The 21,834-nt window shown below is 64.2% G+C and carries 22 protein-coding genes; 12 read left to right on the top strand and 10 right to left on the bottom strand.

The genetic code is table 11. The annotated features are described in order from the left end of the window. The first annotated feature begins 65 nt into the window (after positions 1-65). Together HNO53_RS05840 and HNO53_RS05835 are read left to right on the top strand one after the other, a co-directional pair. Complete coding sequence (locus HNO53_RS05840; RefSeq protein WP_209476930.1) at positions 66-1,208, top strand: PQQ-dependent sugar dehydrogenase; 1,143 nt, start codon at positions 66-68, stop codon at positions 1,206-1,208. Positions 1,209-1,336: 128 nt separating this feature from the next. Next, positions 1,337-1,828, top strand: a complete 492-nt coding sequence (locus tag HNO53_RS05835) for a YciE/YciF ferroxidase family protein (RefSeq protein ID WP_209476928.1) — start codon at positions 1,337-1,339, stop codon at positions 1,826-1,828. Between the two features lie 75 nt (positions 1,829-1,903). Here HNO53_RS05835 and pncB read toward each other — a convergent pair whose 3' ends face one another. Then, complete coding sequence (gene pncB / locus HNO53_RS05830) at positions 1,904-3,103, bottom strand: nicotinate phosphoribosyltransferase (RefSeq protein WP_209476926.1); 1,200 nt, start codon at positions 3,101-3,103, stop codon at positions 1,904-1,906. 43 nt (positions 3,104-3,146) lie between these two features. Next, positions 3,147-3,368, bottom strand: a complete 222-nt coding sequence (locus HNO53_RS05825) for a hypothetical protein (protein ID WP_209478751.1) — start codon at positions 3,366-3,368, stop codon at positions 3,147-3,149. A 119-nt stretch (positions 3,369-3,487) separates the two neighbouring features. Between HNO53_RS05825 and HNO53_RS05820 the strand changes: the two genes are divergently transcribed. The 5 genes from HNO53_RS05820 (at position 3,488) to HNO53_RS05800 (ending at position 7,236) form a co-directional block, all read left to right on the top strand. Then, entirely contained in the window at positions 3,488-3,733 is a 246-nt protein-coding gene (locus HNO53_RS05820) for a hypothetical protein (RefSeq protein ID WP_209476924.1), read from the top strand. A gap of 181 nt (positions 3,734-3,914) precedes the next feature. Beyond that, positions 3,915-4,442: a helix-turn-helix domain-containing protein gene (locus HNO53_RS05815; RefSeq protein WP_209476922.1), complete on the top strand. Its 528-nt coding sequence runs from the start codon at positions 3,915-3,917 to the stop codon at positions 4,440-4,442. Beyond that, positions 4,439-5,182, top strand: coding sequence for an AzlC family ABC transporter permease (locus HNO53_RS05810; protein WP_209476920.1), 744 nt, complete (start codon positions 4,439-4,441; stop codon positions 5,180-5,182). The genes HNO53_RS05815 and HNO53_RS05810 overlap by 4 nt, the downstream gene beginning before the upstream one ends. Continuing rightward, positions 5,175-5,513 carry an AzlD domain-containing protein gene (locus HNO53_RS05805; RefSeq protein ID WP_209476919.1) on the top strand — a complete coding sequence of 113 codons (339 nt, stop codon included), beginning with the start codon at positions 5,175-5,177 and terminating at the stop codon, positions 5,511-5,513. The genes HNO53_RS05810 and HNO53_RS05805 overlap by 8 nt, the downstream gene beginning before the upstream one ends. Positions 5,514-5,523: 10 nt before the next feature. Continuing rightward, complete coding sequence (locus tag HNO53_RS05800; protein ID WP_209476917.1) at positions 5,524-7,236, top strand: ExeM/NucH family extracellular endonuclease; 1,713 nt, start codon at positions 5,524-5,526, stop codon at positions 7,234-7,236. Positions 7,237-7,371: 135 nt separating this feature from the next. Here HNO53_RS05800 and HNO53_RS05795 read toward each other — a convergent pair whose 3' ends face one another. From HNO53_RS05795 to HNO53_RS05780, 4 genes are all read right to left on the bottom strand, one after another. Then, positions 7,372-7,608 carry a hypothetical protein gene (locus HNO53_RS05795; RefSeq protein WP_209478532.1) on the bottom strand — a complete coding sequence of 79 codons (237 nt, stop codon included), beginning with the start codon at positions 7,606-7,608 and terminating at the stop codon, positions 7,372-7,374. A gap of 482 nt (positions 7,609-8,090) precedes the next feature. Further along, the gene (locus HNO53_RS05790; RefSeq protein WP_209476915.1) at positions 8,091-8,693 is read right to left on the bottom strand and encodes a nucleotidyltransferase family protein; all 603 of its coding nucleotides are present in this window, start codon (positions 8,691-8,693) and stop codon (positions 8,091-8,093) included. After that, entirely contained in the window at positions 8,683-9,660 is a 978-nt protein-coding gene (locus tag HNO53_RS05785) for an XdhC family protein (RefSeq protein ID WP_209476913.1), read from the bottom strand. The genes HNO53_RS05790 and HNO53_RS05785 overlap by 11 nt, the downstream gene beginning before the upstream one ends. Continuing rightward, positions 9,660-11,930: a xanthine dehydrogenase family protein molybdopterin-binding subunit gene (locus tag HNO53_RS05780; protein ID WP_209476911.1), complete on the bottom strand. Its 2,271-nt coding sequence runs from the start codon at positions 11,928-11,930 to the stop codon at positions 9,660-9,662. The genes HNO53_RS05785 and HNO53_RS05780 overlap by 1 nt, the downstream gene beginning before the upstream one ends. 264 nt (positions 11,931-12,194) lie before the next feature. Here HNO53_RS05780 and HNO53_RS05775 point away from each other — a divergent pair, with 264 nt between their 5' ends. Then, a complete protein-coding gene (locus HNO53_RS05775) occupies positions 12,195-12,677 on the top strand; it encodes a MarR family winged helix-turn-helix transcriptional regulator (protein WP_275951359.1) in 483 nt (160 codons plus the stop codon). 33 nt (positions 12,678-12,710) lie between these two features. Here the strand turns inward: HNO53_RS05775 and HNO53_RS05770 are convergent, their stop codons facing one another. Genes HNO53_RS05770 through HNO53_RS05755 form a run of 4 tightly spaced genes read right to left on the bottom strand, consistent with a single transcriptional unit; the run spans position 12,711 to position 16,109 of the window. Continuing rightward, entirely contained in the window at positions 12,711-13,349 is a 639-nt protein-coding gene (locus tag HNO53_RS05770; protein ID WP_209476909.1) for an N-carbamoylsarcosine amidohydrolase, read from the bottom strand. Between the two features lie 10 nt (positions 13,350-13,359). Next, positions 13,360-14,112 carry a maleate cis-trans isomerase family protein gene (locus HNO53_RS05765; protein ID WP_275951358.1) on the bottom strand — a complete coding sequence of 251 codons (753 nt, stop codon included), beginning with the start codon at positions 14,110-14,112 and terminating at the stop codon, positions 13,360-13,362. Between the two features lie 15 nt (positions 14,113-14,127). Beyond that, positions 14,128-14,946: an alpha/beta fold hydrolase gene (locus tag HNO53_RS05760; protein ID WP_209476907.1), complete on the bottom strand. Its 819-nt coding sequence runs from the start codon at positions 14,944-14,946 to the stop codon at positions 14,128-14,130. Continuing rightward, positions 14,943-16,109 (bottom strand): FAD-dependent monooxygenase, encoded by a 1,167-nt coding sequence (locus HNO53_RS05755; protein WP_209476905.1) that lies wholly within the window; start codon positions 16,107-16,109, stop codon positions 14,943-14,945. The genes HNO53_RS05760 and HNO53_RS05755 overlap by 4 nt, the downstream gene beginning before the upstream one ends. A 448-nt stretch (positions 16,110-16,557) precedes the next feature. Here HNO53_RS05755 and HNO53_RS05750 point away from each other — a divergent pair, with 448 nt between their 5' ends. From HNO53_RS05750 to HNO53_RS05735, 4 genes are read left to right on the top strand one after another with little or no spacing between them, the layout of a single operon-like run. Beyond that, positions 16,558-17,052: a (2Fe-2S)-binding protein gene (locus tag HNO53_RS05750; protein WP_209476903.1), complete on the top strand. Its 495-nt coding sequence runs from the start codon at positions 16,558-16,560 to the stop codon at positions 17,050-17,052. Beyond that, a complete protein-coding gene (locus HNO53_RS05745; protein ID WP_209476901.1) occupies positions 17,045-20,053 on the top strand; it encodes a c-type cytochrome in 3,009 nt (1,002 codons plus the stop codon). The genes HNO53_RS05750 and HNO53_RS05745 overlap by 8 nt, the downstream gene beginning before the upstream one ends. A 2-nt stretch (positions 20,054-20,055) precedes the next feature. Beyond that, positions 20,056-20,244, top strand: coding sequence for a hypothetical protein (locus tag HNO53_RS05740; protein WP_209476899.1), 189 nt, complete (start codon positions 20,056-20,058; stop codon positions 20,242-20,244). Continuing rightward, the gene (locus tag HNO53_RS05735; RefSeq protein WP_209476897.1) at positions 20,237-21,763 is read left to right on the top strand and encodes a sodium:solute symporter family protein; all 1,527 of its coding nucleotides are present in this window, start codon (positions 20,237-20,239) and stop codon (positions 21,761-21,763) included. Before HNO53_RS05740 ends, HNO53_RS05735 begins: the two co-directional genes overlap by 8 nt. Positions 21,764-21,834: the final 71 nt, after the last annotated feature.

Here is a 21,834-nt window from a genome sequence, read left to right as displayed (position 1 = left end):
CGCTGCGCTTGTTACCTCGGACACAGCGATTACCTTGAGGGTAATGCCCTTCCAAGGAGGAAACCATGACACGTACCGTCACTACCGCCGCGCTTGGCCTGGCTGCCGCGGCCCTCTCCCTGTCGTCACCCGCCCTGGCGCAGCCGCAAGAGTCCGTACAGACGGAGGCCGGCGCCCTGGGTCTCGAAACCGTGGTAGACGGGCTCGTTCATCCGTGGGGCATGGCGTTTCTGCCCGACGGCCGACTGTTGATCACGGAGCGTGAGGGTCGCCTGCGTCTTCTCTCGCAGGATGAAACCCTGTCCGAGCCGCTCGAGGGCGTTCCCGAGGTGTTCAATCAGGGCCAGGGCGGGCTGCTGGATGTCGCCCTGCATCCCGACTTCGCCTCCAATCGGTACGTCTACCTCTCCTTCGCCGACCCCGGCAGTGGGGGCGCCACCACCGCGCTGGGCCGCGGTCGACTGCACGACGACCGGCTCGAGGACTTCGAGGTGATCTTCCGCATGGAGCCGCGAGTCGAGCACGAGAACCACTTCGGTGGCCGCATCGTCTTTGCCGACGATGAGACGCTTTTCCTCACCCTGGCCGAACGCTTCCAGTTCGACCCGGCCCAGGATCCGTCCAACCATCTGGGTACCATCGTGCGCCTCAACGATGACGGTACGCCAGCCGACGGCAACCCTTTCCTCGATGACGAAGAGGCCCGCGACGAGATCTGGTCGTACGGCCACCGCAATATCGAGAGCGCCGCCATCCATCCCGAGACGGGCGAGCTGTGGGTCGCCGAGTTCGGCCCGCTGGGCGGCGATGAGCTCAACCGGCCCGAGGCGGGACGCAACTATGGCTGGCCCGAGGTGAGCTGGGGCAAGCACTACGACGGCGAGGAGATCCCCGACCCCAGCGACGAGGGCGACTACGCCGGCTCGGTCAAGCAGTGGACGCCGGTGATTTCCCCCTCCGGCATGATCTTCTACACCGGCGATGCCCTGCCGGAGTGGCAGGGCAGCATGCTGATCGGCGGACTCTCGGAGCAGGGGCTGGTGCGCCTCACCCTGAATGGCAATGAGGTAGCGAACGAGGAGCGCCTTCCGCTCGGCGCTCGCATCCGCGACGTCGAGCAGGGGCCGGATGGCCGAGTCTACGTACTCACCGACGAAGCGGACGGCAAGCTGATCCGCCTGGCGCCACTCGAGGACGACGGCGCCTGAGTCGATATCGCTCGTCGCACAACGCTGGCGTCACATAAAGCAACCGATGGACACCGTGTAAAGCCTGAAGCATTGCTACGTTGAACGGGCCACACAAAGGAATGGTTACCAAGCAAAAAGGAGGATCCATGAAGATCGCTAGCCCTCAGGAACTGTTCATGCGCATGCTGTCGGAAACCAACAGTGCCGAGAAGCAGATCACTCGCGCACTGCCCAAGATGGCACGCGCTGCCGATGACCCGAAGCTGGTCGAGGCGTTCGAGCATCATCTGGAGGAGACCCAGGGCCAGTTGGAGCGCATCGAGCAGGCGGCCGACTCCATTCCCGATATCCGGATCAAGCGGCTCAAGAGTCACGCCATGGAGAGCCTGATCCAGGAGGGGGAAGAGTTGGTCGACGCCACCGAGAAGGGGCCCCTGCGCGATGCCGGACTGATCGCCGCCGCCCAGAAGGTGGAGCATTTCGAGATCGCCACCTATGGCACGCTATGCGAGCTGGCCGAACAGCTGGGCCATACCAAGGCCAAGGAGATCCTGGCCGAGACGCTCAAGGAGGAGAAGTCCACCGATGACAAGCTGAGCAAGCTGGCCAAGCAGGACATCAACAAGAAGGCGGGCTAACGCCTTGTTGTCTCACGGCGGGCCGATCAGCGGCCTGCCACCTCTCACACCGAACGCTTCTGCCTTAGGGCCCCCTCACTCCTTCACGCCAAAGACGTGCTTGAGATAGCTCACGTAGCTCTCGTCACGCGACATGGTCTTGCCCGGTGAATCCGATATCTTGGCCACCGGCTGGCCGTTGCACGAGACCATCTTGATCACGATGTTCATCGGTTTCACCCCCGGCACGTCGCAGGTCAGGTTGGTGCCGATGCCGAAGCTGGTCCTGATCCGTCCTTCCAGCGCCGTCTTGATTCGCATGGCCTTGTCGAACGTCAGGCTGTCGCTGAAGATCAGCGTCTTGGTCTTCGGGTCGATGCCCAGGGACTCGTAGTGACGAATGCACTTCTCGGCGAACCACAGCGGGTCGCCGCTGTCATGGCGTAACCCGTCGAAGAGCTTGGCGAAGTAGAGATCGAAGTCGCGCAGGAAGGCATCGAGGGTGACGGTATCGGTCAGCGCGATGCCCAGGTAGCCGCGATACTCCTGCACCCAGGCTTCCAGCGCGGCCCGCTGACTGTCGATCAGGCGACTGCCCAGCTGCTGATGCGCCATGACCCACTCGTGGGCCATGGTGCCCATCGGGCTGATGTCATGGCGACGCGCGATGTCGACGTTGCTGGTGCCGACGAAGTTGCCCGGAAATTCAGCCTCCATGACTTCGACGATCGCCTCCTGCACCGGCTGGGAGAGCCGCCGTCGCGTGCCGAAGTCGGCCAGGTTGAAGCTCGCCAGTTGCTCGGGGGTGTAGGCCTCGCGCAGTGCCGCGAGCTTGCGCCGCAGCTGCGCGACGGCCTGGTCGACCTGAACATCCGGGTAGAGCGTGCGATTGCGCACCTCGCTGATGATTGCCAGTATCACGATCTCGAACAGGATGCTGTGCGACCAGGGCCCATCAATGACGATGCACAGCTCGCTGCCCTGCATGCCGACCCGGACGTACTCCGGCCGAAAGCGAAACAGCTCCAGGAAGCGAATGAAGTCGGGCGACATGTAGGGAAAGCTCGCCAGGTAGGCCGACTCCTCGCGGGACAGCTGCAGCGTAGCAAGGCGATCGATCTGCTCGCGAATCTCTGGAATGTAGCGCTCCAGGGGCTCGGCATCGCGACAGCGGAACTCCCAGGTGACGCTGGCATTGGGGTACTGGTGATGCACCCCCTGCATCATGGTCAGCTTGTACCAGTCGGTATCCAGCAGGGAGCGGATGATCGGCCCTTCGCGATAGGTCTTGCCCATGTCACCTTCCGTTTGCGTGATTCGAGATGCTTGCCCGTGCCTGTCAGGCTAGCGCCCGCGGCGATCCGCGACCACCCGGGGCGCAACTTCCTGCACCCGGCAAGCCGCGGCCAGGCGGTATAAGGCACCGCGTCGCCCAGAACAGTAAACTGCTGTACCAGCGCGCCACGTCGCTGAGCAGGGTGTAGGGCACTAGATAGCACAGCGCTACCACGCCCCAGACCAGCCAGATTCCCTTGCCTTTCAGTCGCCTCACCTTGCGCATGATGTTTCCTTTGGCGTCGAAATGACCCGTTACGCCTACAGCCTAGATGATGCGGAGCACTCGCCAAGCCGACGCCGTGTGCTATGGGTAAGGGAGACACTTTTCGAGAGGCTTACGCCATGACCCAGCACGAAAGAACCGTGATGGCCTTCGACGACCAGGGCCGCGAATACATGATCGACATCTTCTCCAGCGCACGCGAACTCAGCGAACTTCAGCACGCCGGCGCTACCGGCGACACGCCTCTCTTTCGCACCCATGACGGTCACGACGTCACCTACCTCGGTAACGGCGAGTTCATGGTCATGGTGCCGGGCGAGGAAGGCGGCGTGACCGTCAGGACCGACGATTCGGAGTTCGTCTAGGCTCTGCCTGAAAACTGGCTGCGCTCACCGACTTTTCAGACAGAGCCTAACGCCACGAACGCATCACGATGCATGGGCCGAGAGACGGGAGCTGACCTATGGAAGCTGAAAATGAGAGTTGACAGCCAGCTGTTCCTTTTATAGAACGTTCATTAAAAGGAACAGCCGGAGGCAAACTCCATTGGACAAGCTCGCGCTCGGCACCCTGGGCCGACACCTGCAGGAACTGCGCCAGGCGCAGGGCATGTCGCTATCGCAGTTGGCCGCTGCCGCCGGCATCGCCAAGTCGAACCTGTGTCGCCTCGAGCAGGGCAACGGCAACCCCACCCTGGATACCATCTGGCGCCTGGCAGTGCAGTTGAAGGTGCCCTTCGGCACCCTAGTCGCACCGATCGCCGTGCCCCTGGGCGAGGACGGCGTTGAGGTCCGCCTGCTCGACCAGGGCAAGGATCATCCTCAGGTCGATGCCTACTGGATGCGCTGCGCACCACATACCCTGCGCCTTGCCGAGCCCCACACCCCCGGCGCCCGGGAAACGCTCACCATGATCAGCGGCACCCTGGAGGCCGGGCCGGAAGGCGACACCCGCACCCTAGCAGCCGGCGAGACCCACACCTTCGCCGCGGACCGTCCCCATCTCTACCGCACCGGAGACACCTGGGCCACGCTGCTGCTCAGCGTCGTCTATCACGAGGAACCCGCGTCATGAGCCTGCAAGCTGCCTCGCCTACCCGCCCCTGGCTGACCGGCATGAGCGAGGCCATCCCGCTGCTCGGCGGCTATATCCCGGTGGCTATCTCCTTCGGGCTGATCGCCACCCAAGCCGGCTTCAGCGCCTGGGAAGCCGTGGCGATCTCGACGCTCATCTATGCCGGTGCCTCGCAGTTCCTGTTCGTCGGCATGGTGGCCGCCGGTGCGCCGCTCTGGCTGGTAGTGGCCATGACCCTGCTGATCAACCTGCGCCATGTGGTCTACGCCCCCAACCTGGCCCCCTGGCTGCCCACCAGCCGCCTGTGGCCCTGGTTGATGCACGGCCTCACCGACCAGATCTTCGCCCTGGCCCACGCTCGTCTGCCGCAACTGCCCGCCGCCCAGCGCCTCGGCTGGTACACCGGCGCCGCGCTGCTGGCCTGGCTCAGCTGGATCGGCGGCACGGCGCTGGGTGCGGTGGCCGGCGGTGAACTCGTCGCACGCTGGGCCCTGATGGGTGAGATCCTGCCCTTCGCCCTGCCTGCGCTGTTCCTGGTGCTGGTGGCACCGCGCTTCACCTCGCGGCGTTGGAGCCTGGCTCTTGGCCTGACCATTGCCAGCGCCCTGCTGCTGACGCTGCTGGGTTTGACCAACGTGGCGGTTCCCCTCGCCGCCGTCTGCGGCGCGCTATGCTTCCAGCTCGTCAAGTTCGACCACTGCCAAAAGACTGAGCACACGCAAGGAGAGCGACATGAGTAGCGCCCTGTGGATCGCCGTGCTCGCCTCGGCGCTGGGTACCCTGCTGATACGCCTGCTGCCACTGCTGTGGATGCAGCGCCGTCTCGAACGCCAGGGCGGCGATGACGGCCTCGAGGCCATGCCCCAGTGGCTGGGCCTGCTCGGTCCGCTGATGATCGCCGCCCTGTTCGGCGTGTCGCTGATGCCGGTGACACCCGGTGTCACCTCCTGGCTGGCCACCGCCATCGGCGTACTGGCGACCCTGGCCGTATGGTGGTACAAGCGCACCCTGGGCTGGCCGGTGGCCGCGGGCGTGGCGGCCTACGGCGTGGTGATGGTGCTTATCTCATGAGCGCTATTCCATGACTTTATCCGACCAGCGCCGATCCCATGCCGTGACCCGCCAGACAGGACCACTCGCCCTGCTGTTGACCCTGCTGCTGGCGAGCTCACCGGCGACAGCCGGTTGCCCCGATCCCTCCAGCACCGACTTGGCCGCCATCAAGGGCGTTGGCGAGCGCACGGCCTTGCCCGCCGGCCGGGAAGTGGTCGTCGACGGCGTGGTGACGGGCGCGTTTCTCGGCCGCGAGCGGCTGAACGGTTTCTATCTGCAGCAGGCGACGGAGCACGGCCCCGTCGGCCTGTTCGTCTACATGCCTGGCGCCACGCCGAGCGATGGGGCGCTCATCGCTCCCGGCAGCCACCTGCAACTCCACGCCCGGACCGGTGAGTACCGCGGCCAGGTGCAATTGGAGCGTGTCGAACGGGTCGAGACCTGTGCTAGCGACCAACTACCCGAGCCGCTTGCAGCCGACTGGCCGCTCAGCGAGGAGCAGCTGTCACGCCAGGAAGGGCTGCTTGTGTCGTTTCCGCAGACGCTGACCGTCACCGGCAACGACGAGCTGGCCCGCTACGGCTCCCTGGGGCTGGCCACCGAGCGCCTGTTCCGACCCACGAATACACCCGGCGAGGCCCAGCAACGGGACATCCTCGTGCTGGATGACGGCAGCTACCGTACCTATCCGAGCCCCATTCTCTATCTGGATGCGGAGGGCACCCGTCGTGTCGGCAGCACCGTTCAGGGCCTGACCGGAATTCTCACCCACGCCTTCGACGCCTACCGCCTGCACCCGACCCGCGAGCCACGATTCGAGAACACCAACCCCCGCCCGCAGCCGCTGCCGGCGCCGGGAGAGCGGCTACGGGTGGCGACCTTCAACATGGAGAACTATTTCATCAGCCTGGGCCAGCGCGGCGCCGACAACGCCGCATCGCTGGAGCGCCAGCGGGCCAAGCTCGCCGCTACGGTCGAGGGCCTGCAGGCCGACATTCTGGCCCTGGTGGAAGTGGAGAACGACCCGCGTGCCCTGGCCGACCTGGTCGAGCAGCTCAGCGAGCGTACCGGCGTTCGCTATCGTGCGGTGGGCGGGGATGCCGACCGCGGCAGCGATGCCATCAAGCTCGCTCTGATCTACCGGCCGGACCGGGTAGAGGCCGTGAGCGAGCTCTATGCCGACAACGACCCTGCCCATCATCGCCCGCCGCTGGCAGCCTTCTTCCGCAGCGTGAACGGCGGCCCGGCCTTCGGCGTCGTGACCGCCCACTTCAAGTCCAAGTCCGGATGTCCGCCCAGCGGCGATATCGATCGCGGCCAGGGCTGCTGGAATCAGCGCCGGATAGAACAATCCGAGGCCATGAACACCTTCCTCGACCGCCTGGCTGCTGCCGAGGGACACGAGCGCCTGCTGCTGGCCGGCGACCTCAACGCCTACGGCGCCGAGGACCCGATCCGCACCCTGACCCACGCAGGGCTGATCAATTTGATCGCCCGCGAACTGCCGCCGGAGCGACGCTACAGCTATGTGTTTCGCGGCGAGTCGGGCTACCTGGACCATGCCCTGGCCAGCCCCGAACTGGCCGCGGCAGTGACGGAGGTGCGGCCGTGGCACATCAATGCCGACGAGCCGCCATTCCTCGGCTATGACGGGTCGGACAGCGCAGCACCCCACTTCCGTCCTGATCCCTTCCGCTCCTCGGACCATGATCCGATCGCGGTGGACCTGGAGTGGCGTTAGGGAAACGCTGCACAAATGCCTGCGCGAGCGAATCACTGCGTTGCGCGGTGCGCGGAATCATCACATATACCCCATATGCTCCTGTTCCTGTGCGCCTTGTGCTTCATCCCGCTCGCCGATTTGTTCAGCGCTTCCTTAGCGACGCCAGCGTCCCAGGTCGATGTCATCGCGATTGGTGGCCGCACCGACGGCAGCGCCCAGGCCGCCACCGATCATCGCGCCCCGGGTCACGCTGCCGCCCGTCATGTAGGCGGTACCGGCGCCGGCGGCTGCCCCCAGGCCGGCGCCACTCAGCGCTCGTTCGCCGGTGGTGGTGCCGCAGCCAGTCAGTCCCAGGGCCAACACACCGGTCAACAGTCCAATAGATAGCATTCGCATGGCATTTCCCTCCCAACAGGGTCGATTACGACCCATCTTCCCGTTTGATTTTCTTTGGCAACCAAGCAACCGCCCCGGCTTCGGTTTCCACTCAACGCCTTGGCCGGAGCGCAAGTCATCGAAACCGCACAGCAACAGCATCAATTCGCATGCCACGGGGTCACTGCTTGCCGATGCGCTGTATTCCTTATACAGCCTCAGGAGGAAGACGGTTCATGGTACGGATAACGATCCACACTCTTTGAGAATTTGAGGCACTTGAGTATCAAGATGGCGACAAGCAAGGCTGAGCCGCACCGGAGTTAAGGTGGCTTTCTTCACCCCACCCAGGCATGACTCCACCCGTGTCTGAACTCATCAATAGAGAGCTGCAAGGACCCGCCAGGCGTTGTGGTGGGCACCGAGTTGCGAGATATCCGTGACGGCAGCTAGCTGAGCGGACACTCCAGGTGCCCGGTCAGGCCGGTTTCCACGGCTCAGGGCGCCGACTCGGGCCCCGGCATCGCACTTGGATAGTCGATATCGCGAATTACCCCCGGATCCGCAACCGGCACGGCAATCACCCTATCGGCGAACCGGGCGATAACCGGCCTGGCCCCCAGATCATCCTGGTTGGCGGCCAGGGCAGGCCAGAAGTCACGACCGAAGAAGACCGGGTGTCCGGGCATATCGCGGTAGAGGGGTCTGACGATGGTGTCGGCTGCGGCTCGCCGGGCCAGTCGCTGGCAGGTTTCGGGCCTCACCCAAGGCATATCACCCAGCCAGATGGCGACGCTGTGGTATCCACAGCGCGACAGCGGCTGGTCGAGCTCCCGGAAGGCATGGGCGATGCTGCCTCCAAGTCCCACCGGAGCAGCGGGACGGATGACCAGCGCCATGGCCTCGGGAATACCCAGATCGGCGGGGGTTACGCGGGTATTCACCACCACCCTCACCTGCTCGAAGGCATCCATGGCGGCGGCCAGGGTAGTGGCGAGCAGCGTGCGACCGTCGGCGAGACGCGCCAGTCGCTTGTCACTGCCGAAGCGCCGGGAGTACCCTGCCGCCATGATCAGGGCCAATGAGTGCTTAGAGCGCATTCCGCGCCTTGCCCCGATGGACCCGAACGATATCGGCCATGACCGCTAGAGCGATTTCGGCCGGCGTCTTGCTGCCGAGACCAAGGCCAATGGGCATGGTGATCCGGGCGACCTGCTCGGGGCCGAGCCCTCCAGAGCGGAGCAGTCGTGCCTCGCGCTGACGCGAGGTCTGCCGCGACCCCATGACGCCGACATAGAAGGCGTCGGTGCGAACGGCCTCGATCATCGCCAGATCATCGATGCGGGGGTCATGGGTCAAGGCCACCACGGCGGTGGCAGCATGGCAGGCACCCGAGGCAATGAAGGTGGAGGGCAATACTGCCTGCACCTCCACCCCCGGTACCGCAAACTCCCTGCGCGCCTCCTCTCGAGGATCGCAGACGATGACCTCGAAGCCGAGGGTACTGGCGAAGCTGGCACAGGCCTGGGAGACCGGTGAGATACCCGCGATGATCAGGCGCAGCGCCGGGCCAATTCGCACGCCGATCACGCCTTCCTCCCGCAGAATGGCAGGCCCCGGCGCCTCAGCCAGCGCGAAGTGCGCCCCGCGACCATCCAGCGGCACACGCCGAATCAGGGCTCGCCGGCCGAGCAGGGTGGCATGCACCACCTCCAGATGGGTCAGGGTGGCCGCGTCGGGCTCCAGCCGCTCCACCAGCACCTCCAGGCTGCCACCACAGGGCAACCGCACACGGCTCGACCCCGGAGCCTCCCCCTGGCCGCCATACCGGATCCGTTGCACCGGCTCGCTGAATTCCCCCTGGCGCAGCCGCTCGAGAAAGTCCTCTTCCACACAGCCACCGGAGAGCGATCCCAGATGCTCACCGTCCTGACGGGCCACCAGCATGGCGCCAGGCTCCCGGGGGGACGAACCGAAGGTGGCCAGCACCGTGCACAGCCATAGACGATGGCCCCGGTTGGCCCACTGCAGGGCGCGCTCGATGACCTGCAGATCGAGATGCTGCATCAGCCGATCGCCTCAACCGGAGCCGACCGAGCAGCAGCCAGGGTGCGGCGCACCACCTCCGGTGTGAAGGGGGGACGGGTGAAGCGTACCCCGGTGGCATCATAGAGGGCGTTGGCGATGGCCGGAGCGCCGGGCAGGGAAGTGGATTCCCCTACTCCCAGCGGCGGTGCCTCAGGGCGCTCAAGAAACATGACGTCGATATCAGGCAGCTCGGAGAATCGCAGGATCGGATAGCCGCCCCACTCCCGGCTTACCGGCAGGCCATCCTCGAAGGTGACCCGCTCCTTGAGGGTCCGGCTCAGCGTCTGGATGACATTGCCATGCACCTGATGACGCACGCCGGCCGGATTGACCATGAGGCCGGCATCCTGGCCCACGACCAGCCGCTCGATGATGATGCGTCCACTCTCGGGGTGCACCTTCAGCTCCACCACCCAGGCCGCCAGAGCCGCGCCGAAGCCGGGAAACTTGCTGTGTACGTACTGGGCATAGGCCACCCCTCGCCCATGGTGCCAACCTTCGACCAACCGGGGCGCGGAATGGGCCACCCGGGGCTGCCAGCCCGCTCGCTCGGCTACGGCCTCGGTCAGCTCCACCGCGCGCGGGTCGGCCAGGTAGCGCAGCCGGTAGGCCACCGGATCCTCACCGGCCAGTTGGGCCAGTTCGTCGATATGGCTCTCATGCGCGAAGGTGTTGGGCATGGCCGAGACCCCACGCAACCAGGAGGCGCGCACCAGGGTCGGCACGTCATCGCAGGCGATCTGCCGATGCAGGTATCGATAAGGCGGGACCGAGGTACGATCCCCCATCTCGAAGGGGATATCGCTGGGCTTGACGATGCCGGTCAGCAGCAGGGCCAGGGTCGGGGCATTATTGGAGGGGTAGCGGGCGACGAAACGATAGCCCGCCGGACTGCCATCGGCGTTCAGTCCCCCCTCGACATCCATCAACTGGGCCGCGCCCTTGGGCTCCCAGCCATGCTCCTGTTCCCGGGTCAGCTGTACTCGTACCGGCCGCCCCACCGCCCGCGACAGCAAGGCAGCATCCGCCCCTACATCGTCGGCACAGTTGCGACCGTAACAGCCAGAGGCTTCCATACGCGTGATGGTGATCACACCCTCATCGAGCCCCATCAACCGCGACAGATCAGCACGCAGGCTATGGGGATTCTGGGTGCCGGACCACACCTGCAGCCTGTCGGCACGATAGTCGGCCACCGAGCAGGAGGGGCCGATGGAACCGTGCAGCTGGAAAGGCCAGACATAGGTGCGAGAAACACGCTGCGCAGCCCGGGCCAGCGCCTCCTCCACGTCGCCCTCCTCCAGCAGGGAGCGCCGTTGGGCCGGCAGCTCTCGCAGAGCCTGTTCAAGATCGTCGAGCCGGGCCAAGCCCTCCGGCTCGCGCCAGGAGACCTTGAGCCGCCTGGCCGCCGCCGCGGCCTGCTCCTCACGCTCGGCGACCACGCCCACGAAATCGCCGATCACCACTACCTGGATCAGCCCGGGCATGCCGGCCACCGAAGCCTCATCCACCGCCACCAGGCTGGTGCCGACGAAGTCGCCACGATCATGGCCGGTATAGGGCGGGCGGATCACGCGACCGTGCAGCATTCCAGGCAATCGCAGGTCATGCACGAAAGTCAGCTTGCCGACGGCCTTGTCGGGAATGTCCACCCGCGGCGCCGCCTGCCCTACCAGCCGATAGTCACCGGCCGGCTTGAGCGGTACCTCATCGGCTAGCTTCAAGGCATGACGATCGCCGTAGAGAAGTTCACCGTAACTCACGGCGGGACGATCCCCCTCGGCCGGCAGGATGGTTCCCTCGACGCAACGCAGACCGTCCCGCTCTACGCCAAAGTGGCCCGTCGCCAGATCCAGCAGGTATTCGCGCGCCTGTGCTGCCGCACGTCGCAACGGCTCGGCGGTGATCTGGATAGTAGCGCTGGCGATGGTCGGCCCCTGGTTGGGGACCTCGAAGGGATGGCCCAGCACCATGGTGACCTGCTCGAGGGCGACCTCCAACTCCTCGGCGACGATCTGGGCCAAGGCCGTGCGAATGCCGGTGCCCAGATCCACGTGGCCGTTGAAGGCCATTACCCGACCATCCGTGAGCACGGCGATGAAGAGCTCGGGCTCCGTGGGTATGAAATCAGAGTGTGTGCCCGGTTGGCCCGGCGCCGGCTTGGGTGGCACCACGGGCTCTCGGTAGACCACCAGCAGGTCGGTCCCATGGAGGAGCGAGTGTCTATCCGGCAGTGATATGGACGCCATTCAAGCCTCTTTATCTGTTATCGGTGGCCAGGAGCGCGATACGGTGGAAGCAGCGGAACGGCCTGAAAGGGGCCAGACAAGCTTGCCCTATCCGCCATTTAGTTATAGTGTATACACCATAAATAAGCACGAATTCCCCGTCGCCTGCAAGCCTATGTCGCGCCTGCGTTGACACTTGAGGCTGCTCTGCCCCGCCGCCAAGGCCATACTCGGCGTTGACACCGTGACAGCCAAAGGTCGTCGACAGCACACCAAGGATGCTCCATGACTACAGAGACGCCAGCTCACGCCGCCATGTCCAGCGACCACCGAACCCCCGCCGAGCAGGGTTATGACTTCTCCGAACAGGTCGGTCACCTGCTGCGCAAGGCCTACCAGCGCCATACGGCAATCTTCCAGCGCTACAGTTGTGACAAACAGCTGACCGCGATCCAGTTCGTCACCCTGTGCACGGTCATGGAGCGCGGACCAAGCTCGCTCACCGAGATCGTCAATGCCACCGCCATCGATCCCGCCACGATCCGCGGGGTGATCAAGCGGCTCAAGGCGCGAGAGTGGATCACTCTGACCACCGATCCCAGCGACCAGCGCAAGGTAATGGTGGTCATCACCGAGGCGGGTGAGACCCTGGTCGAGACCATGGTCCCCATCGCCAAGCAGATCAGCGATCAGACCATGAGCAACCTCAACCCTGCCGAACGTATCGCCCTGATGCATCTGTTGGAGAAGATGAACGCCGACGGCTGAGGTGGATACCCGGCCGCCGTCGGCCGGGTCGGGTCAGTCATGCCGCAAGTGGTTCAGCGTCTCGTCGAGGGAGACCACGTCGCCGTACTTGCTGTCGATATCGAACAAGTTGGCCTCGTGGGGCGCGGGGTGGCGATCACCGACGCAATCGCGCACCACCATCACGCGGAAGCCATGCTGCAGGCCGTCCACGGCGGTGGCACGAATGCAGCCGCTGGTCGAACAGCCGGTCAGGATCAGGGTATCCACTCCCATGGCTACCAGCGTCGAGGCCAGCGAGGTACCAAAGAAAGCGCTGGCGTACTGCTTGGTGATCACCAGCTCATCGTCAGACGGGACCACCTCCTCGCAGAATGTGGCATAGGGGTTGCCCGGCACCATGGCACGCATTACCGGTGCCTTCTTGACCCAGATACCGCCGTCACGTTGATCCGGCGCCTGGTAAAGGATATTGGTATGGATGACCGGCACCCGGGCCTCGCGAGCCGCCGCCAACAGCCGCGGCATCCTGGCTACAGCCTCTACCACACCCGGCGCGTAGAGCGGCGAGCCCGGCGTGGTGTAGCCCTGCATGAAGTCGACAACCAACAGCGCGGCCTTGTCGCCGAAACCGATCCGGCCATCCCAGACGCCCTTGTAGTTGTCGCTGGCCTCTTGAGCATGTTGCGTCATGACGGTCTCCTCAGTAGGCGCCCGACAGCAGGGCGCCGGCTCCCGGCACCACCGGTTCGAGATCGAGGGCCTTGAGCATGGCATAGGTAGTGGCGATGGCCGCGGTGACCACCGGCTTGCCAGTGATCGCTTCTACCTTAGAGACGGCGGCCAGCGAGGGCATCTGCACACAAGCAGAGAGCACGATGGCATCCACGTCGCTGTAGTCGAGGCCGGCGACGATTTCCGGCAGATTGGCGGGATCGTGGCGGGCCACGTCGAGGTTGTTGGGAATCTCCAGCGCGCGGTAGTCGACCACCTCGACGCCCTCCTCACGGATGTAATCCACTACCATCTCGGTGAGCGGCTTCATGTAGGGCGCAACCACCACCACGCGCTTGGCTTTCATTACGCCCAGGGCATCCACCAGGGCGCCGGCGCTGGTCACCACCGGGGTATCGCAGCTGTTCTCCTCGGTGCGGCTGCGCAGGCGCCGCTGGGATTCGCGGTGGTAACCCGGCCCCATGGACATGATCGCCACCAGGCAGGCATAGCCCATCACGTCCACTGCCGCGTCGGAGAGCTCCAGCGCACAGCGGTCGGACTCGGCGTCCATGGCAGCCAGCTCATCCTTGCTCACGGTCTTCATGCGCATGCGACTGGAGTGGAAAGTGAAACGCTCGGGGCGAATCAGTTGCCTCGCGGTCAGCATCGCGGGAATTTCCGTCTCCATGGTGATATTGGAGCTGGGTACGATCTGGCCGATACGGTATGTCTTGGTCATGGCGCAAGGCCTCCCTCAGAGTTCAGTGCCCAGGAAATCCTCGAAGGCGGCGAAGAAGCCCTCGTAGTCATCCCAAGGAATCATGTGTCCCGCCCGCTCGGCAGTGGTGATGCGAATCGATGGCAATAGGTCGCGGATCTCGGCACGATCTTGGTCCTGAATCACCCCTCCCTTGCCGGCGCAGATCAACAGCGCTGGCACCGTCACACCGGGAAGGTCCTGGTGGATATCCACGCTGTGGAACTCCTCGAAGGCCTGGACGATGGCTGGCTCGTAGCAGGTATGCAGCCACTCGGCACGCAGGCGCAGCTGATCCTCGCTCCAGCTCGGGCAGTAACCACGCATGGTCTCGAGATCAGCCCCCCGGGTGCAGTCGCGGATCGAATCCACGTACCAAGGCAGTTTGCTGGGGTACTCGCGGCGCCCCGGTCCGGAGACCGGTGGGTCGATCAGCACCAGCTTGTCGATGTTCCGAGCGCCCCGGGACAGGGCACGCAAGGCGAAGCGGGCGCCCATGGAGTGGCCGGCAAGAATGACACGTTCCAGCCCCAGCGCCGCGATGAAAGCGCTCACGTCATCGGCACAGGTATCGGTGTCGTAGGCGAGCTCGGGTCCGCTGGAGGAGAGGCCACGACCGCGCACGTCGAGCACATAGGTATCGAAGTGACGACCGAGGCGCTCGGCCACGAAGCCCCAGGTCACGGCCGGGCTGGTGATACCGGGGATCAGCACCAGCGGCTGACGGGTGGACGATGCCTCACCGCCATAGCGCAGGTAGTGCTGTCGAATGCCATTGGCCTGGACGTTGGCGCCGTACAGGAAGGTGCTGCTCATGCCGGACTCTCCTCGTCGGTGTGCTGAAGCTGCCTGAGCGGCACCTCGTAGACGTCATAGCCGAATACCCAGGCGGGATCTTCGTCCCGGCGCAGCCAGGTGTTGTCGTGGGAGACCTTCTGCACGCGGGAGGCGCGCTCGAAGCGGTTGGTACGGTACAGCTCGAAGGCGTCCCGATAACGGTCGGCGCCGACCTCATCCAGGCAGCGCACCAGCATGGCGGCATCCTCGATGGCCATGGCGGCGCCCTGGGCCATGTGGGGCTTCATCGGATGGCAAGCATCGCCAAGCAACACCAGGCGGTTGTCATGCCACAGTGGCAAAGGGTTGCGCTCGAGCAGCGGCCACTTGGTGACCGTCTCGGTGCAGTCGATCAGTGCCTGGACCGTAGGGTGATAACCCTCGAAGGCCTTGCGCATCTCATCGCGGGAGCTATCCACGAATGAGGTACCGTGATTCCACTCCGGCTCGGGCACTCCGGTGACGTAGTAGTACTCTTTCTCATCGCCGGTCACGAAGTAGACCATCATGTGGCGATCCTCCGACCACCACTTCACGCACGCCTCGAAGTCGAGGTCATAGGCCTTGAGCTTCTCTGCCGAGATGATCGCGCGATGGGCGACCCAGCCACTGTAGATAGGCGCCTCGGGCCCCAGCAGCTTCTCGCGAATGCGTGAATTGACCCCATCGGCGCCGATTACCAGGTCGGCCTCGTCGGTAGTGCCATCGGCGAAGGTCATGACCACCTTGTCGCCGCTGTCGTCGACGTCCACCAACCGCTTGTCGAAGTAGAGCCGCTCCTGATCCAGGGTGCTTACCATCAACTCATGCAGGTCACCACGGTGCACGGTGATATAGGCCGCACCATACTCTTCGCGGGCGAAAGCGCCGAGCGGGATGCGGGACAGGTACTCACCGCTCTTGCCATCGCGACTGAACCAGTGCGTCGGGTGGGAGCCCATGGCGTTGAGCTTGTCCTCGATGCCGATGCGACGCATCACCTTCATGACGTTGGGACCGAGATGAATACCGGCACCCAGCCGGGAAAAGGCCGGTGCCTGCTCGTAGACCCTGGTGTCGTAGCCAGCCTGCTGCAGGAGCGCACCCGCTGCAGCGCCTCCGAGACCTGCACCAATAACGGCAATTTTTCGATTCTTGGTCATTAACTCCACCTATTTGATTTTATTGATCTTCCTCGATGCCCAATGGGCAGAGGGCATGCGCAGAGCGACTCTTCGTCGGGGGGCGCTCCAGCATGGGGCACACGCCGGGGTAAAACGAGGCTCAACTACAACGTATACACCATTTATTTTTACGTCAAGCACCGTTTACCTGATCGTCTCGCCAAGCACCCACATCAGGGGAAAAAGAGAAGAACCTTGATCAACGCCCATGAAACGGTAATTTTTTGAAGGGTAAGCATGACGCAGATCATAGCTTGCAGAGATAGGACGCAAGGTGCTATATGTGTAGAAACCTAAAATTAATAGCGTATACACTGCAATCAATCAGCACATCCGGATCCGCAAAGGGAAGCGCAGGGTGATGCCTGAACTGGCTCCTTCAGGAGTCGATAAATGTGGATAGCGCCAAGAATAACGACGAGTCCCTATGACCGAAGCGATCTCCCTGACTGTGAATGGCCGCTCGTACGAGCTGGCAATACCGCCGGACACCCCTCTGCTGACCGTCCTGCGCAATGACCTGGAGCTCAATGGCCCCAAGTACGGCTGCGGCCTGGGCGAGTGCGGGGCCTGCAGCGTGCTGATCGACGGCATGGCCGCCCGGGCCTGTGTGCTGCCGGTTTCGGTCGCGGTCGGGCATGAGATTCTTACCCTCGAGGGCCTGGCCAGCGAGGGCCGCCTCGACCCCGTCCAGCGCGCCTTCATCGAGGCCCAGGCCGCCCAATGCGGCTACTGCCTCAATGGCATGATCATCAGCGTGCGTGCCCTGCTCAATCACACCCCTCGACCCTCATCGGCCCAATTGCAGGCCGCTCTGGAGTACAACCTCTGTCGCTGCGGCACTCACGTGGAGATCCTCGAGGCGGCGAATCGCGCCGTGGCAATCAACGCCGCCGAGTCGCCGGAGGCACCCCATGAGTGAACGGCAACTCTCCACCCCCATGGAGCTCCCCGCTCCGCTGGCGTCGCCCAGGCGCTTCGGCGTAGCGGTAAGGCCGCCCCACTATGGCTGGAACGGCGAACACTTCATCAGCGATCGGCTGGTAGCCGTGGATCGGACCAGTGTGGAGGGCCTGCCGGGCTGTGTTGAAATCGTCAACGAGGGCGATTTCGTGGGCGTGGTAGCCGACAGTCTTTCCGCAGCGAAAGACGCCGCGCGTCACCTGCAGCTCGAATGGCGGGCTCCCTCCGCTGCTGGTCAAGGTGACGCCGCCCCGCTTCCCGCGACAACCGAGGCGGCGTCCCGGGAGCTGGCGGCTGGACATGCCGAGGCGGCCTCGGTCCATCGCCATGACTATGGCTGGCCGAGCCGCCTGCGCTGGGGCGATACCCCCGGCTGGGTGGTGGCCGATTGTTCCGATCAACGCCTCAGGCTGTGGGGGGAAACGATCACTCCCGAGGCCTTGATCCAAGACCTGATGACGCTCACCGGCCTACCGGCCGAGCGGATCGAGCTATACGGAACCACCCCGGCGCGGGTCTCCGGCCTGGGGCGTCACTGCGGTGACGATGCCGCCGTGGATGCTGCAGTGATGTCCTGGCATCTGGGTTGCCCCGTGGCGGTATGGCTGGATGCCGCCTACATCCGTGATGTGCATGCCCTGGCCCAGGCACAACGCATCACCCTGAGCGCCGATCTGGCGAAGAGCGGCGATATCGCCGACTACCGCTACCATCAGAGCCATGCCTCGGGCGATATCGCCGCCGTGGGCCTGTGGCTCTGCGGCAGGCCGCCCGCCAGGCGGACCGAGGGTGGCGGAACACCACCCTTCTCGCCTTATGCCTTCAGTAACGCCCAAGTGACCACCCGTCGCGACGATCATGGCACCGGTCGGCACAGCGAGAACCTCGCCGAGATCCAGCAGGCCTTTGCCCGGGAATCCTTCCTGGACGAGGTGGCCCACGACAGTGGCCAGGACCCCCTGGCGCTGCGGCTACGTCACCTCGACGATGCCCGTGGCGTCGAGCTGATCGCCTCGGTGTCGCAGCGTGCCCGGTGGGGCGAAGCGCTGCCTTCCGCTGTCGCCAAATCGCCGGAACGGATGCGCGGTCGCGGCTTCGCCTATTCACAGCTGCCCGACCGGCATGAACGCATCCCCGAAGGCGTGCGCTCGGCCTGGATCGCCGACGTAGAGGTGAACCGTATTACCGGCGACGTGACTCTGACTCGGCTGGTGGTCGGCCAGGACGCCGGCCCCGAGGTAGATACGGAGCGCCTGCAGCAGACCCTGCAGACCCGGGTTCTGGGTAGCGCTCGCCCACTGCTGGGACGCGGCCCGGCCTTCGACGAATGGGGCGATGGCCGCGATGATGCTCGGCATGTCGACTCGACGACTGGCGGTGCGCTGGCGACCCGCACCGACATGCCAACCAAGGAGAACGCATACGGCGAGGCGACGACTTCGCTGCCACAGACACTCGACGACGTGAATCTTGCCCCCGGCGTGGCGGTGATCGCCAATGCGCTGTTCGATGCCACCGGAGTACGCTTCCGCCAGCCACCCTTCACCGCCGGTCGCGTACGTCAAGCTCTCCAGGACCAAGCCAATCCCTTCCAGGAAGAGGCACCCGGCAGACCGACCAAACGCCCCCGACGCCGCTGGCTCAAGGCGGCAGCCCTGACCGCGGTGGCCGGCACAGCGGTCATGGCCTGGCCCTGGAAGGGGGCTATTGCTCCGATCAACCGCCCCGCGGCCAACCTCTATTCCGCCGAGACCATCGAACGCGGACGCCTGGTGGCCGCGGCCGGCGACTGTGCGGCCTGCCATACCGCCGAGGGAGGTCGGGAGAATGCCGGTGGACGTGCCTTCGAGACGCCCTTCGGAACCCTTTACAGCACCAATCTGACGCCCGACGAGAGAACCGGGATCGGGCGCTGGTCCTATGCCGCCTTCGAGCGTGCCATGCGTCACGGCATCAGCCGCGATGGTAAGCATCTTTATCCGGCCTTCCCTTACACGGCCTTCGCCAAGATCAGCGATGCCGACATGCAGGCACTGTATGCCTACCTGATGGCGCAGCCCGCAGTGAGCGCCGAGAGACCGGCCAATGCTCTCAACTTTCCGTTCAACTTCCGGCCACTGATGGCCGGCTGGAACGCTCTCTACCACGCCCCCAGCTCCTTCGAGCCCGATCCTGGCCAGAGCGATCTCTACAATCGCGGCGCCTACCTCGCCGAGGGCCTGGGGCATTGCAGCGCCTGTCATACGCCACGCAACATCATGGGAGCGGAGCGGAAGGGGGAACACAGCCTGGCCGGTGCCATGGTGGACGGCTGGGAGGCCCCGCCGCTCAATCGGCTATCAAGCTCGCCGATTCCCTGGAGCGAGGCCTCCCTCTACGACTACCTGCGCCACGGCGCGTCGTCACTGCATGGAGCAGCCTCAGGCCCCATGGCACCGGTGGTGGCCGGCCTGGGCGAGCTGCCCGAGTATGACGTACGCGCCCTGGCTCACTATGTGGCGGTCCAGATGGGCGCACCGGCAGGCGATAGCGAAACCGTACGAGCCGACGCTGCAGCGCGTATCGCCACAGCTCAAAGCGGCCCCATCGACATGGAGGAGGGAGAACGTCTATTCGAAGGGGCCTGCGCCGGCTGCCACATGAATAGTGGCGCGCCTTCCTTCACCAGCGCCCAGACCGCGCTTGCATTGAATACCAACCTACATAGCCAGCATCCCGACAACGTCATCCAGTCGATTCTGGGTGGCGTGCATGCCGACCATGTACCCGGCCTCGGCAATATGCCCGGTTTTGCCGACAGTTTCAGCGACTCCCAGGTCGTCACCCTGACGGCCTATCTACGGGCGCGTTTTGCGCCCGATCAAGCCCCCTGGCGAAACATCGAGTCGCGCGTGACGACGATTCGCCAGCATAACAACAACCCTTCCTACACCCCTGAAGCAACAACAAGACGAGGTTGATCATGAAAAGAAGTAAGTGGATATGGCTGGTCTGGGCAGTGGTCCTGCTCTGCTACCTGGTTCCTTACACGCTGTTGAACGATGTGCAGGCATGGTATGGCAGCTTCCTGTTCTGGACGATTGCCGGTCTCGCGGTCATCGCTCTGAACCTCTTCATCACCAAGGACTTCGAGGAGCACAGCAATGACTGAGTCACTTATCTGGTGGTCGATCGCTATCTATCTCTTGATTGCCATCGGCATCGCCATCCTGTCGCGCCAAGGCAAGTCGGAAAGCATGTCGGGCTACTTCCTGGGTAACCGGCAAATGAACGGATTCGTGTCGGCGTTGAGCTATAGTGCGACGACCTATAGTGCCTTCATGATGGTCGGGCTCGCCGGGCTCACCTACGCCGGTGGCGTTGGCGCCTTGGGCTTCGAGATCATCTACTTCGCGGGTGTGTCGCTGGTGGCCATCTTCGGGCCGAAGTTCTGGGCCGTCGGCAAGAAGTTCAACTTCGTGACCCCGAGCGAGATGCTGGGGCATCGCTACAACAGCAAGCGAGTCGCCATGGCGGTGTCGATCGCCAGCTGCATCTTCCTGATACCTTATGCGGCAGTGCAACTAGCCGGGGTCGGCTACCTGCTGCAAGGCACCACCAACGGCGCTATTCCCTTCACCACTGGGGTGATGCTGGCCACGGCGATCGCAATCTTCTTTTCCTATGTGGCAGGCATTCGCTCGGTCATGTGGACCGACTCACTGCAGGCGATCATGATGATCGTCGCCTCGACCCTGGTCGCCTTCCTGGTCATCCAAGGCCTCGGCGGCTTCGACGCTCTGTTCGATACCCTGGCCACCGAGCATCCCCAATCGCTGACGGTACCGGGCTCCGGCCTATTCAGTTTCATCACCTTCCTCGGCCTGACCATTCCCTGGTTCTTCTTCAGCCTGTCCAATCCCCAGGTCAGCCAGCGGCTGTTCATGCCTTCTTCGCTGCGCTCCATGCGGCAGATGCTGATCGGCTTCCTGGTCTTCGGCTTCATCTATACCCTGGTGTCAGTGCTCTGGGGCTTCTCAGCCCTCGCCGCCTTCCCGAGCCTGGAAGGCGCTGACCTGGCCACGCCATCGCTGCTGGCGTCCGAGTTCGTGCCGCCGGTGCTGGGTGTCATCGTGATGATTGGCATCATGGCGGCGGCAGTCTCCACTATCGACTCGATCATGCTGACCCTCTCCTCGATGCTGGCGCGTGACGTCTATGCCAATGTCAAACCGGATGCCAGCGAGAAGCGTCAGCTGCTAGTCGGCAAGATCGTCATTCCGGTAATCGCGCTCATGGCGCTGGGCTTCGCCGAGCTACAGCTCGATCTGATCGCGGTACTGTCGGTGGCGGCCTCCTCCGGGCTGGTGGCCATGGTGCCGGCGATCATCGGCGCCTTCTACTGGAAACGCGGCACCGCCGCCGGCGCTCTGGTGAGCGTGGTGGGTACCGGCGCCTTCGTTCTGTTCGTCTATGCCATCGGCAACTCCTTCCTGGGACTCCCCGCTGGGGTATGGGGGATCATCGTCTCCAGCGCGCTATTCGTTGGCGTAAGCCTTGCTACCCAACCTTGCCAATCTTCTGCCGACAGTTTTATGGAAGCCATCAAGGAAGAGCTTTCGAAAAAGTCACTGAAGCCCAATAAAAGCGAGACGGAATTTCCTCCTTCACTTCAGAGTAAAGTCCAGTAGCAACACGGACACACTACGCAAAAAACAGTGACATAACTAGCACTCAACAGGGGGCAAAATTGCCCCCTCTC

Origin of the sequence: Billgrantia antri (assembly GCF_017868935.1) — a bacterium.
Taxonomy (GTDB): domain Bacteria; phylum Pseudomonadota; class Gammaproteobacteria; order Pseudomonadales; family Halomonadaceae; genus Halomonas; species Halomonas antri.
The sequence above is the reverse complement of the archived record's forward strand: the minus strand, read 5'-3'. Positions and strand labels throughout refer to the sequence as shown.